13 protein-coding genes and 1 other RNA gene are annotated in these 11,371 nt (G+C 65.9%); 9 read left to right on the forward strand and 5 right to left on the reverse strand.

Features of this window, described 5'->3' with window-relative positions:
* Positions 1–89: 89 nt before the first annotated feature.
* Entirely contained in the window at positions 90–539 is a 450-nt protein-coding gene (locus ACPRTJ_RS11350) for an EVE domain-containing protein (protein ID WP_088514621.1), read from the reverse strand.
* Positions 540–721: 182 nt separating this feature from the next.
* Here ACPRTJ_RS11350 and ACPRTJ_RS11355 point away from each other — a divergent pair, with 182 nt between their 5' ends.
* Positions 722–871 (forward strand): hypothetical protein, encoded by a 150-nt coding sequence (locus tag ACPRTJ_RS11355; protein WP_167400226.1) that lies wholly within the window; start codon positions 722–724, stop codon positions 869–871.
* A 16-nt stretch (positions 872–887) separates the two neighbouring features.
* Here the strand turns inward: ACPRTJ_RS11355 and ACPRTJ_RS11360 are convergent, their stop codons facing one another.
* The 4 genes from ACPRTJ_RS11360 to ACPRTJ_RS11375 all read right to left on the reverse strand — a co-directional run bounded on the left by ACPRTJ_RS11360 (position 888) and on the right by ACPRTJ_RS11375 (position 2,300).
* On the reverse strand, positions 888–1,493 hold the full coding sequence (locus ACPRTJ_RS11360; RefSeq protein ID WP_043863403.1) for a 5-formyltetrahydrofolate cyclo-ligase: 606 nt from the start codon (positions 1,491–1,493) through the stop codon (positions 888–890).
* Positions 1,494–1,579: 86 nt separating this feature from the next.
* Positions 1,580–1,757, reverse strand: a non-coding RNA gene (gene ssrS, locus ACPRTJ_RS11365) — 6S RNA.
* 19 nt (positions 1,758–1,776) lie between these two features.
* Positions 1,777–2,094 carry a cell division protein ZapA gene (locus ACPRTJ_RS11370; protein ID WP_043863404.1) on the reverse strand — a complete coding sequence of 106 codons (318 nt, stop codon included), beginning with the start codon at positions 2,092–2,094 and terminating at the stop codon, positions 1,777–1,779.
* Positions 2,091–2,300, reverse strand: coding sequence for a TIGR02449 family protein (locus ACPRTJ_RS11375; RefSeq protein ID WP_043863405.1), 210 nt, complete (start codon positions 2,298–2,300; stop codon positions 2,091–2,093). Before ACPRTJ_RS11375 ends, ACPRTJ_RS11370 begins: the two co-directional genes overlap by 4 nt.
* A 153-nt stretch (positions 2,301–2,453) precedes the next feature.
* Between ACPRTJ_RS11375 and ACPRTJ_RS11380 the strand changes: the two genes are divergently transcribed.
* The 8 genes from ACPRTJ_RS11380 (at position 2,454) to gcvH (ending at position 11,306) form a co-directional block, all read left to right on the forward strand.
* Positions 2,454–3,008 carry a YecA family protein gene (locus ACPRTJ_RS11380; RefSeq protein ID WP_043863406.1) on the forward strand — a complete coding sequence of 185 codons (555 nt, stop codon included), beginning with the start codon at positions 2,454–2,456 and terminating at the stop codon, positions 3,006–3,008.
* Between the two features lie 26 nt (positions 3,009–3,034).
* Complete coding sequence (pepP, locus tag ACPRTJ_RS11385) at positions 3,035–4,369, forward strand: Xaa-Pro aminopeptidase (protein WP_043863469.1); 1,335 nt, start codon at positions 3,035–3,037, stop codon at positions 4,367–4,369.
* Entirely contained in the window at positions 4,366–5,562 is a 1,197-nt protein-coding gene (gene ubiH / locus ACPRTJ_RS11390; protein ID WP_426428859.1) for a 2-octaprenyl-6-methoxyphenyl hydroxylase, read from the forward strand. The genes pepP and ubiH overlap by 4 nt, the downstream gene beginning before the upstream one ends.
* A 36-nt stretch (positions 5,563–5,598) precedes the next feature.
* Positions 5,599–6,816, forward strand: coding sequence for a 2-octaprenyl-3-methyl-6-methoxy-1,4-benzoquinol hydroxylase (locus tag ACPRTJ_RS11395; RefSeq protein WP_168186836.1), 1,218 nt, complete (start codon positions 5,599–5,601; stop codon positions 6,814–6,816).
* Positions 6,817–6,921: 105 nt separating this feature from the next.
* A complete protein-coding gene (locus ACPRTJ_RS11400; protein WP_043863409.1) occupies positions 6,922–7,923 on the forward strand; it encodes an extracellular solute-binding protein in 1,002 nt (333 codons plus the stop codon).
* A 130-nt stretch (positions 7,924–8,053) separates the two neighbouring features.
* Positions 8,054–9,676 carry an ABC transporter permease gene (locus ACPRTJ_RS11405; RefSeq protein WP_058541753.1) on the forward strand — a complete coding sequence of 541 codons (1,623 nt, stop codon included), beginning with the start codon at positions 8,054–8,056 and terminating at the stop codon, positions 9,674–9,676.
* Positions 9,677–9,794: 118 nt separating this feature from the next.
* Positions 9,795–10,877 (forward strand): glycine cleavage system aminomethyltransferase GcvT, encoded by a 1,083-nt coding sequence (gcvT, locus tag ACPRTJ_RS11410; RefSeq protein ID WP_043863411.1) that lies wholly within the window; start codon positions 9,795–9,797, stop codon positions 10,875–10,877.
* Positions 10,878–10,922: 45 nt separating this feature from the next.
* Entirely contained in the window at positions 10,923–11,306 is a 384-nt protein-coding gene (gene gcvH / locus ACPRTJ_RS11415) for a glycine cleavage system protein GcvH (protein ID WP_043863412.1), read from the forward strand.
* The last annotated feature ends 65 nt before the right edge of the window (positions 11,307–11,371 follow it).

The following is an 11,371-nucleotide window of genomic DNA, read 5'->3' on the forward strand; positions in this document are numbered from 1 at the left end:
GCATCCTGCTGCGTTTGACGTCAGAGTCTGACGTTTTGCCTACCGTGGCGGGTTGATACGTATCAAACGAGTGGGCATCTTACGCGAAATTAACGTAGTGCGAGCACCGCGGCCCATTGTTCGTCCGTCACCGGCATCACCGACAGGCGGCTGCCCTTCTGTACCAGTGGCAGTTCGGCCAGTGCCGCCTGTTGCTTGAGGTAGCCAAGGCCCAGCACCTTGCGCATGGTTTCCACATGCTCTACGTCCACTGCGCTCCACGGGTTCTTCTCGGCGCTTGCCTTGGCGTCGAAGTAGTGGCTCTCGGGGTCCAGTGCGGTGGGGTCGGGGTAGGCGGCGGTGGTGATGCGGGCAATACCGGCGATGCCGGGCTCGGGGCAGCTGGAGTGGTAGAAGAAGAACAGGTCGCCCACCGCCATGGCGCGCATGAAGTTGCGCGCCTGGTAGTTGCGCACCCCGTCCCAGCGCGCCTGGCCGAGGCGGGCGAGGTCTTCGATCGAGAGCTCGTCGGGCTCGGATTTCATCAGCCAGTAGGCCATCGTTGACGCTCCAGACAAAGTTTGAAATAACCTGTTGCATGAAACCGACAGCCGGTTGGCGTCAACGTTTGCGTGTGGCACCAGGTTGTCGGAGAATGCGCGCATTTTAAGCTTGACGCTGCTGCACGGCATAATAAAAACCGTTGCTGTCATCGTATGAGTTTGCCTGAGGGGGGCAATCGATGAATCGCAAACCGGATTTGCTCTGGGTGCTCGTTTTTCTGTTTGGCCTGGGTGTGGTCACCACCGGCTATGCACAAAGCCTGTGGGAACAGAAACTCGAAACAGCCGCCTACGAGATGCCGGCCGCCCCGACCCCCGTCAAGCGTTGAGCCTTGCGGCGCCCGTTCAGGGTGCCAGGTACCACCCCCTGTCCGATACCGTGCCCTGCAGCGGCACGTCCCAACTGGCCTGGGCCAGTCGTTGCACTTTCTGGCATTCGTGCGCCAGCCCCAGCAGCAGGGGTTTCTTCCAGGCCTTGCGCCGCCCCTGATACGCCAGGCTGCGGTCATAGAACCCGCCGCCCATGCCCAGTCGCCCACCCGTCTCGTCGAAACCCACCAGCGGCAGCAGGATCAGGTCCAGTGCCCAGGTGGGTCGCTGGCGTGTGAGATTGATGCGTGGTTCGGGGATGCGGAAGCGGTTGGGGCGCAGTTTTTCACCGTGCTCGAAGCGCTGGAAGGCCATGCGGGTTCTGGGCCAGGCGTGCAGCACCGGCAGGTAGGTATGCTTGCCTCGACGTTGAGCTTCGCGCAGCAGCAGGCGCGGGTCGATCTCGCTGTCGTTGGGCAGGTACAGGGCAATGTGCCGGGCACGACGAAACAGCGGGTGCTGCGCCAGTTGCCGGTACAGGCCGCGCGCGGCACGGCGCTGTTCGGCCGGGCTGAGGGCACGGCGGGCATCACGGAGCAGACGACGAAGTTGGGGGCGGGTAAGCGGCGCGGTGTCGGTCATGGCACGGGCGGTCCCTGGGGCGACTGCCACGCAGGGGTGGCAGTGCGTGTGCGTGCGCCGCTGGGTGGGCGCAGGCTGGAGAATTCAGGCTCCCCGACGAACCGCTGTCGGTGTAGCCCTTGAACCCGAAAGTTCAAGGTGGAGATTACAGGAGGCGTTAAGGCTTTCCGTCAAGCGGACATGCACACCGGCCCCACGTGCAACCCCCGTGGTTGTGCGTATCGGCTCAGGGACATGACCGACTGGCAAGCACTCCAGGGAGTGGTCGGAGTATACCCGAAACTCAGGCCGGTTTTGAACCCGCGTCGTCGGCCAATGCCTGATCGACACGTTCGAGCAGGTCGCGCACCTGTTCACGGGTGGCACCGCCGGTGGGCGCCTGCGGGCGCTCCTGATTGTGCAGCAGGTCGTGGGTGATGTTCAGCGCCGCCATCACCGCGATACGGTCGGCGCCGATCACCTTGCCGCTGCTGCGGATCTCGCGCATCTTGCTGTCCAGGTAGCGCGCTGCGCTGACCAGGTTGCTGCGCTCTTCCGGCGGGCAGATGATCGAATACTCCTTGTCGAGGATCTGAACGGTGACGCTATTGCTTGAACTCATGAGTCTTGCTCCAGGGCCTTGAGCCGCGAAATCATCGATTCGACCTTACGCCGGGCGATCTCGTTTTTTTCGATGAGGTGGGCGCGCTCCTCGCGCCAGGATTTTTCCTGAGCTAATAGGAGTGCATTTTGCCGCTTTAGTTGCTCGACACGTTCGATCAACAGCTCGAATCGGCCCATCAGCGCTTGCAGGTCGTTCTCTGGCATGACGTGCCACTCGCTTTTGTCAGACGGGTCTTACCCGCTCATTAAGTTCCGGCATGCCCCGAATTGGCGGCGTCGATGGTCTTGGCGCGCCTGCCGGTGCTAGGATACAAGGCCTTCATTCTAGTCATTGCGCCGTCTGGCGCCTAGCTGCCCATGCCCATTACGAATTCGCCATACACCGCTTTTGCCACCTTGCTCACCAGCAACGGTCACCCTGTTTCGCCTGCCGAGCTTCACGGCTTGTTGCTCGGGCGCAGCTGCGCCGGCGCCGGCTTCGATGCCGACGGCTGGTTGGCCGATGCGGCCCACCTGCTGGAAGTCGATCCTGTAGACAATGTTCGTAACGCTTTGATCGGCCTGCAGGAGATGGTCAAGGGCGAACTCACCGGTGAAGAAGTCACCGTCGTGCTGTTGCTGCCCACCGACGACGCCCCGCTGACCGAGCGTGCCATCGCTCTGGGCGAGTGGTGCAAAGGCTTCCTGTACGGCTTCGGCCTCAACTCGGCAGGCCTGAGCCTGAGTGCCGAAGCCAAGGAAGTGCTGGGTGACCTGGATGCCATTTCCCAGGTCCAGGATGCACTGGAAGAATCCGAAGACGGCGAAAGCGACTATATGGAAGTGATGGAGTACCTGCGCGTCGCACCGATGCTGCTGTTCTCCGAGCTGGCCAAGCCACAGGCGCCTGCGCCCAAGCCTTCCTTGCACTAAATGCCGAACAGGGGTTCCTCGTGCCAATAGCCCATATCCCCAAAGCGGAGTATGCCCGTCGTCGCAAGGCGCTGATGGCGCAGATGGAACCCAACAGCATCGCCATCCTGCCCGCGGCCGCGGTGGCCATTCGCAACCGCGACGTGGAGCATGTGTACCGCCAGGACAGCGACTTCCAGTACCTCAGCGGCTTCCCGGAGCCCGAGGCGGTGATTGCGCTGATCCCCGGCCGCGAGCACGGTGAGTACGTGCTGTTCTGCCGCGAGCGCAACCCCGAGCGCGAGCTGTGGGACGGCCTGCGCGCTGGGCAGGAAGGCGCGATACGCGAATACGGCGCGGACGATGCGTTCCCCATCACCGACATCGACGACATCCTGCCGGGCCTGATCGAAGGCCGCGACCGGGTGTACTCGGCCATGGGCAGCCACCCCGAATTCGACCGCCACCTGATGGAGTGGATCAACGTGATCCGCTCCAAGGCCAACCTCGGCGCCCAGCCACCGAACGAGTTCGTTGCGCTGGATCATCTGCTGCACGACATGCGCCTGTATAAATCGGCCACGGAAGTGAAGGTGATGCGCGAGGCCGCGGCGATTTCGGCACGCGCTCACGTGCGGGCCATGCAGGCCTGCCGCGCCGGGTTGCACGAATACAGCCTGGAGGCCGAGCTGGACTACGAGTTCCGCAAGGGCGGGGCGAAGATGCCGGCCTACGGCTCGATCGTGGCATCGGGTCGCAACGCCTGCATCCTGCATTACCAGCAGAACGACGCCCTGCTCAAGGACGGCGACCTGGTCCTGATCGACGCCGGGTGCGAGATCGACTGCTACGCCAGCGACATCACCCGCACCTTCCCGGTCAGCGGGCGCTTCTCGCCGGAGCAGAAAGCGATCTACGAGCTGGTGCTCAAGGCCCAGGCTGCAGCCTTTGCCGCGATTGCACCGGGCAAGCACTGGAACCATGCCCACGAGGCCACCGTGCAGGTGATCACCGAAGGGCTGGTGGAGCTGGGGCTGCTCAAGGGCGACGTGCCGGCGCTGATCGAGGCCGAGGCCCATCGGGCCTTCTACATGCACCGCGCCGGTCACTGGCTGGGGCTGGATGTGCACGACGTCGGCGAGTACAAGGTCGCCGACCAGTGGCGCGTGCTGGAGCCGGGCATGGCCCTGACGGTGGAGCCGGGCATCTACATTGCTGCCGACAACCAGAGCGTCGCGAAGAAGTGGCGCGGTATCGGCGTACGAATCGAGGACGACGTAGTGGTGACCAAGCAGGGCTGTGAAATCCTGACCTCCGGCGTACCGCGCACGGTGGCCGAAATCGAAGCATTGATGGCGGCTGCACGCAGCCACGCCGCATGAGCCGGGTCAACCTTGCCATCATCGGTGGCGGCCTGGTCGGTGCCAGCCTGGCGCTGGCCCTGCAGGCCGGGGCCAGGGCGCGTGGCTGGAAGATCCTGCTGATCGAGCCGTTCGCCCCCGGCGACAGCTTCCAGCCCAGTTACGACGCACGTTCCTCGGCGCTTTCCTACGGCACCCGGCAGATCTACGAGCGTCTGGGCCTGTGGCAGCCGATCAGCCGCCGCGCCGAACCGATCCGCCAGATCCAGGTGTCCGACCGTGGCCGCTTTGGCGCCACCCGCCTGGACGCCCTGGAAGAAGGCGTGCCGGCACTCGGCTACGTGGTCGAGAACGCCTGGCTCGGCCAGTGCCTGTGGCAGGGGCTGGATGCCGAGGTGGTGACTTGGCGCTGCCCGGCGCAGGTCAGCGCGATGCAGCCGCTGGCCGACGGCTACCGCCTGACACTGGATGACGACACCACGGTGGACTGCGACCTGGCGGTACTGGCCGACGGCGGGCGTTCCGGGCTGCGCGAGCAGTTGGGCATCCACGTCAGCCAGCGTCCGTACAACCAGAGTGCGCTGATCGCCAACATCACCCCGAGCGAGGCCCATTGCGGGCAGGCGTTCGAACGCTTCACCGATGACGGCCCGATGGCCTTGCTGCCGCTGCCGGAAAACCGCTGCGCGCTGGTCTGGACCCGTGGCGGAATGGATGCCAGACGGCTGGCCGAGATCGACGAACGAGCCTTCCTGGCCGAGCTGCAAGGCGTGTTCGGCTACCGTCTGGGCACCTTGCGCCAGGTGGGCGCGCGTCACCTCTACCCGCTGTCGCTGGTCGAGGCCCAGGAGCAGGTGCGCTCGCACCTGGTGGTGCTGGGCAACGCCGCGCACAGCCTGCACCCGATTGCCGGGCAGGGTTTCAACCTGTCGCTGCGCGACGTGCAGTCGCTGGCCGACGGTCTGCTGGCCGGGCCCGAAGTACCAGGCGACCTGGCGACCCTGCAGGCCTACCGCGAGCGCCAGCGCCTGGACCAGGACCTGACCGTGGGCTTCTCCGACAAGGTCACGCGGTTGTTCGGCAGCGGCCAGCCGTTGCTCGCCACCGGGCGCAACCTGGGCCTGCTGGGCCTGGACCTGCTGCCCCCGGCCAAGCGCTGGTTCGCCCGCCAGGCCATGGGCCTGGGTACACGCCCGGACCAGCCTGGCCAATGACCCCTTCTTCTCTTTATCGGGCTTGAAAGCATGGAAATGCGCGCAGATCTGTTGATTGTCGGTGCCGGAATGGTCGGTAGCGCCCTGGCCCTGGCCTTGCAGCACAGTGGCCTGGACATCCTGCTGCTCGACGGCAGCCCCCTGACGGTCAAGCCGTTCGATGCACAGGCGCCCTTCGAGCCGCGAGTCAGCGCGCTGTCGATGGCCAGCCAGCGCATCCTCGAGCGCGTGGGCGCCTGGCAGCACATCCGCGAGCGGCGCCTGAGCCCGTATTCGGACATGCACGTGTGGGACGGCAGCGGCACCGGGCAGATCCACTTTTCGGCCGCCAGCGTGCACGCCGAGGTGCTCGGCCACATCGTCGAGAACCGCGTGGTGCAGGACGGTCTGCTGCAGCGCCTGCACGACAGCGAGATCGGCCTGCTGGCCAACGCCCGCCTGGAGCAGATGCGCCGCAGTGGCGACGACTGGCTGCTGACCCTGGCCGATGGCCGCACCCTGCGCGCGCCGCTGGTAATTGCGGCTGACGGCGCCAACTCGGCGGTGCGCCGCCTGACCGGCTGCCAAACCCGTGAGTGGGACTACCTGCACCACGCCATCGTGACCAGCGTGCACTGTGCCGAGCCGCACCAGGCCACAGCCTGGCAGCGCTTCACCGATGACGGCCCGCTGGCGTTTCTGCCACTGCTGCGCGACGGCCAGCAGCACTGGTGCTCCATCGTGTGGTCGACCACGCCTGCGCAGGCCGAGCGCCTCATGGCCCTGCCGGACGAAGCCTTCTGCGCCGAGCTGGAGCGGGCCTTCGAGGGCCGCCTGGGCACGGTGCTGGCGGCCGACCCACGGCTGTGCGTACCGCTGCGCCAGCGCCATGCCAAGCGCTACGTGGCCGAGGGCCTGGCGTTGATCGGCGATGCGGCACATACCATTCACCCGCTGGCCGGGCAGGGCGTGAACCTTGGCTTTCTGGACGCGGCGGTGCTGGCCGAAGTGCTGCAGCATGCCCATGAGCGCGGCGAGCGCCTGGCCGACGTGCGCGTGCTGAGCCGCTACGAACGACGGCGCATGCCGCACAACCTGGCCTTGATGGCCGCAATGGAGGGTTTCGAGCGCCTGTTCCAGGCCGACCCGCTGCCGCTGCGCTGGCTGCGCAACAGTGGCCTGAAGTGGGTGGAGCAACTGCCGGAGGCCAAGGCGCTGTTCGTGCGCCAGGCGCTGGGGCTGAGCGGCGACCTGCCGGAGCTGGCACGGGCCTGAGGCGGCACCGCAACATCTGGTAACTCCTCCCTTGGCAGTTCGGTTGAGAAGGCAAATGGCATTCACTACCATTTGCGCCTCTCCCGCATTCCGAGGACCGCCTTCATGTTGCCACGCAAGCATCTACTCGCCGCCCTGGCGCTCACCCTGCTGGGCGGTACCGCACAGGCGGCGGACGAGGTGGTGGTGTATTCCTCGCGCATCGACGAGCTGATCAAGCCGGTATTCGATGCCTACACCAAGGAAACCGGGGTCAAGGTCAAGTTCATCACCGACAAGGAAGCGCCGTTGATGCAGCGCATCAAGGCCGAGGGCAGCAACGCCACCGCCGACCTGCTGCTGACCGTGGATGCCGGCAACCTCTGGCAGGCCGAGCAGATGGGTATCCTGCAGCCGATCAAGTCGGCCGTGATCGACGCCAACATTCCCCCGCAGTATCGCGCTTCGTCCCATGACTGGACCGGCCTGAGCCTGCGCGCGCGGACCATTGCCTACGCCACCGACCGGGTCAAGCCCGAGGAGCTGAGCACCTACGAGGCGCTGGCCGGCAAGGAATGGGAAGGGCGCTTGTGCCTGCGTACCGCCAAGAAGGTCTACAACCAGTCGCTGACCGCGACCCTGATCGAAACCCACGGCGCCGAGAAGACCGAAGAGATCCTCAAGGGCTGGGTGAACAACCTGTCCACCGACGTGTTCTCGGATGACGTGGCAGTGCTCAAGGCCATCGAGGCCGGGCAGTGCGACGTGGGCATCGTCAATACCTACTACTATGGCCGCCTGCACAAGGAGCAGCCGCAGCTGCCGATCAAGCTGTTCTGGCCCAACCAGGCCGACCGTGGCGTGCACGTCAACCTGTCGGGCATCGGCTTGACCCGGCACGCGCCGCACAAGGAGGCCGCGATCAAGCTGGTGGAGTGGATGACCGGGCCGCAGGCGCAGAAGATCTTCGCCGATGTGAACCAGGAGTTCCCGGCCAACCCCAAGGTGGAACCTTCGGCAGAAGTGGCGGCGTGGGGCAAGTTCAAGGCCGACAGCCTGCCGGTGGAAGTGGCGGGCAAGCGTCAGGCTGAAGCGATTCGCCTGATGGATCGGGCTGGCTGGAACTGAGCGCAAGGCTTTATTCTTGCGGGGCCCTCCAGGGCCCCTTCGCCGGCAATGCCGGCTCCTACAGGTAATGCGCGCCCCCTGTAGGAGCCGGCGTTGCCGGCGAATCTCACATTCGCTAGAGATCTCCCCCTTGGCCCACCCCGCCCAACGCCGCTGGTACCCCCTGGTCTTCACCGTCTGCGCGCTGGTGCTGCTGCCGCTGAGCGTGCTGGTGCTGTCGTGGCAGAGCATCGACCTGCAGATCTGGTCGCACCTGCTCGACACCCAGATGAGCCGCCTGTTGGGCAACACCCTGACCTTGATCCTCGGCGTGGGCGTCGGCGTCACCGTGCTGGGCGTGAGCCTGGCCTGGCTCACCAGCCTGTGCGAATTCCCCGGCCGACGCTGGCTCGACTGGGCATTGATGCTGCCGTTCGCCATCCCCGCCTATGTGCTGGCGTTCGTCTTCGTCGGTTTGCTGGACTTCTCCGGCCCGGTGCAAACCCTGCTGCGCGAATGGTTCGGCCCCATGCGCCTGCCGCGCGTGCGCTCCACCGGCGGGGTGATCATCGTGCTGGTGCTGGTGTTCTACCCCTATGTCTACCTGCTGGCACGTACAGCCTTCCTGGCCCAGGGCAAGGGCCTGATGGAAGCGGCGCGGGTGCTCGGGCAATCGCCGCTGCAAGCCTTCTGGCGCGTGGCCCTGCCCATGGCGCGGCCGGCGATCGGCGCGGGCGTGGCGCTGGCGCTGATGGAAACCCTGGCCGACTTCGGCGCGGTGGCCGTGTTCAACTTCGACACCTTCACCACCGCCATCTACAAGACCTGGTACGGCTTCTTCAGCCTCTCCAGCGCCGCCCAGCTCGCCAGCCTGTTGCTGCTGGCCGTCATGCTGGTGCTGTACGGCGAGCGCCGGGCCCGCGGTGCGGTACGCAGCAGCAACGAGCGGCCCCGGGTGGCGGCGCTGTACCACCTGCGCGGGGTCAAGGCGCTGGCTGCCAGCAGCTGGTGCCTGCTGGTGTTTGCCTGCGCGTTCGTTATCCCGGTGCTGCAGTTGCTGGTGTGGTTCTGGCAGCGCGGGCGTTTCGACCTCGACGAGCGCTATGGCGCGCTCATCCTGCATACCCTGTACCTGGGCGCCATGGCTGCGCTGATCACCGTGGCGGTGGCACTGCTGCTGGCGTTTGCCCGACGCCAGGCCCCCACCCGCGTGGTGCGCGCCGGGGTCAGCCTGGCCAACCTAGGCTACGCCTTGCCCGGCTCGGTATTGGCGGTGTCGATCATGCTGGCCTTCAGTTACCTCGACAACCAGCTGGTGGTGCCGCTTTCGAGCTGGCTTGGCGGTGCCGGCCGGCCGCTGCTGATGGGCAGCCTGGCGGCACTGCTGCTGGCCTATCTGGTGCGCTTCATTGCCGTGGCCTACGGCCCCTTGGAAAACAGCCTGGGGCGCATCCGGCCCTCGCTGCCGGAGGCCTCGCGCAGCCTCGGGGTCAGCGGCCCGCGATTGTTTTTCAAGGTGTATCTCCCGCTGCTGGTGCCGGGTGCGCTGAGCGCGGCGCTGCTGGTGTTCGTCGATGTGCTCAAGGAGATGCCCGCCACCCTGCTGATGCGCCCGTTCGGTTGGGACACCCTGGCGGTGCGGGTATTCGAGATGACCAGCGAGGGCGAGTGGTCGCGTGCCTCGCTGCCGGCGTTGACGCTGGTGCTGGTGGGGCTGCTGCCGGTCATCGGTTTGATAAGGCGTTCGGCGCGTCACCCGGGTCAAAGTCACTGAGGGTGTAAGGCTGCGCCCTTGCGGCTACAATGCGCGGCATTCGCTGCGGCCGATCAGCACCGGGTAGCTGAAACGCTGCCCTCAGCCGCAGCCTCGCCACGCCCGGAAGGAGAAACCCATGGGACAGCGTACGCCTCTTTATGACCTGCACCTGGCGCTTGGCGCCAAGATGGTCGATTTTGGCGGTTGGGACATGCCCCTGCATTACGGCTCGCAAGTCGAGGAGCACCACCAGGTGCGCCGCGACTGCGGGGTCTTCGATGTCTCGCACCTCACCGTGATCGATGTGCACGGCGCCCAGGCCACGCCCTGGCTGCGCTGGTTGCTGGCCAACGATGTAGCCAGCCCGAATGCCCACGGCAAGGCCCTGTACAGCACCCTGCTCAACGAACAGGGCGGGGTGATCGACGACCTGCTGGTCTACCGCACCGACGACGGCTACCGCCTGGTGGCCAACGCCGCCACCCGCGACAAGGACCTGGCCTGGCTGCAGGCCCATATCGGCGACTACGACGTGCAGGTGCGCGAGCGTCCCGAACTGTCGATCTTCGCTGTGCAGGGCCCGCATGCGCGGGACAAGCTGGCCGAGCTGGTGAGCAGCGACCGTGCGGCGCTGATTCGTGAACTGGCCCCCTTCGAAGGCCGCAGCAGTGGCGACTGGTTCATCTCGCGTACCGGCTACACCGGCGAGGACGGCCTGGAGATCACCCTGCCGGCAGAGCAGGCCCCGGCGTTCTTCAACGACCTGGTCGGCGCCGGTATTGCCCCCAGCGGGCTGGGCGCGCGCGATACCTTGCGCCTGGAAGCGGGCATGACGCTGTACGGACAGGACATCGACGAGGCACACTCGCCACTGACCTCCAACCTGGCCCACAACATCGCCCTGGAACCGGCCGACCGCGACTTCATCGGACGCCGTGCGCTGGAGGCCGAACAGGCCGCAGGCGTGCAGCTGAAACTGGTCGGCCTGGTGCTCGAGGAACGCGGTGTGCTGCGTGCGCATCAGGTGGTGCGAATCGCACAGATTGGCGAAGGGGAGATCACCAGTGGTAGTTTCTCTCCTACGCTGAGCAAGGCGATTGCCCTGGCCCGCGTGCCGGTGGCTACCGCCGACCGCGCCGAGGTGGAAATTCGCGGCAAGTGGTACCCGGTACGGGTGGTCAAGCCGACCTTCGTGCGCCAGGGCAAGATCCTGATCTGAATTCATTCCGGCGGGCCGACCGCTGACCTGTTGAGGAAAGACACTATGAGCAATATCCCCGCCGACCTGCGTTTTGCCGAGAGCCACGAGTGGGCCAGGCTGGAAGCCGACGGTACCGTCACCGTGGGCATCAGCGACCACGCCCAGGAAGCCCTGGGCGACGTGGTATTCGTCGAACTGGCCGAGGTCGGCAAGGTGTTCGCGGCCAAGGATGCCGCCGGGGTGGTGGAGTCGGTGAAAGCCGCTTCGGATATCTACGCGCCGGTCAGCGGCGAAGTGATCGCGGTCAACGAAGACCTCAGCGACAGCCCTGAGAACCTGAACAACGATCCTTACGCCAGCTGGATCTTCAAGCTCAAGCCGTCCAACCCGGCAGAGCTGGAGCAGTTGCTGGACGCCGCCGGCTACAAGGCCGCCATCGGCGAGTAGTTTTTCCCGCACGAACGGCAATCCCTTCCTAGACTCAATAAGCCTCGACCCCTCGAGGCTTGGTC

Origin of the sequence: Pseudomonas palmensis (assembly GCF_049942755.1) — a bacterium.
Lineage (GTDB): Bacteria > Pseudomonadota > Gammaproteobacteria > Pseudomonadales > Pseudomonadaceae > Aquipseudomonas > Aquipseudomonas palmensis.

What these genes read in the sequence shown, in the direction of transcription:
- ACPRTJ_RS11350 (WP_088514621.1), bottom strand. Translation starts at nt 539, where the DNA reads ATGGCCTACTGGCTGATGAAATCCGAGCCCGACGAGCTCTCGATCGAA.
- ACPRTJ_RS11355 (WP_167400226.1), top strand. Translation starts at nt 722, where the DNA reads ATGAATCGCAAACCGGATTTGCTCTGGGTGCTCGTTTTTCTGTTTGGC.
- ACPRTJ_RS11360 (WP_043863403.1), bottom strand. Translation starts at nt 1,493, where the DNA reads ATGACCGACACCGCGCCGCTTACCCGCCCCCAACTTCGTCGTCTGCTC.
- ACPRTJ_RS11370 (WP_043863404.1), bottom strand. Translation starts at nt 2,094, where the DNA reads ATGAGTTCAAGCAATAGCGTCACCGTTCAGATCCTCGACAAGGAGTAT.
- ACPRTJ_RS11375 (WP_043863405.1), bottom strand. Translation starts at nt 2,300, where the DNA reads ATGCCAGAGAACGACCTGCAAGCGCTGATGGGCCGATTCGAGCTGTTG.
- ACPRTJ_RS11380 (WP_043863406.1), top strand. Translation starts at nt 2,454, where the DNA reads ATGCCCATTACGAATTCGCCATACACCGCTTTTGCCACCTTGCTCACC.
- ubiH (WP_426428859.1), top strand. Translation starts at nt 4,366, where the DNA reads ATGAGCCGGGTCAACCTTGCCATCATCGGTGGCGGCCTGGTCGGTGCC.
- ACPRTJ_RS11395 (WP_168186836.1), top strand. Translation starts at nt 5,599, where the DNA reads ATGCGCGCAGATCTGTTGATTGTCGGTGCCGGAATGGTCGGTAGCGCC.
- ACPRTJ_RS11400 (WP_043863409.1), top strand. Translation starts at nt 6,922, where the DNA reads ATGTTGCCACGCAAGCATCTACTCGCCGCCCTGGCGCTCACCCTGCTG.
- gcvT (WP_043863411.1), top strand. Translation starts at nt 9,795, where the DNA reads ATGGGACAGCGTACGCCTCTTTATGACCTGCACCTGGCGCTTGGCGCC.
- gcvH (WP_043863412.1), top strand. Translation starts at nt 10,923, where the DNA reads ATGAGCAATATCCCCGCCGACCTGCGTTTTGCCGAGAGCCACGAGTGG.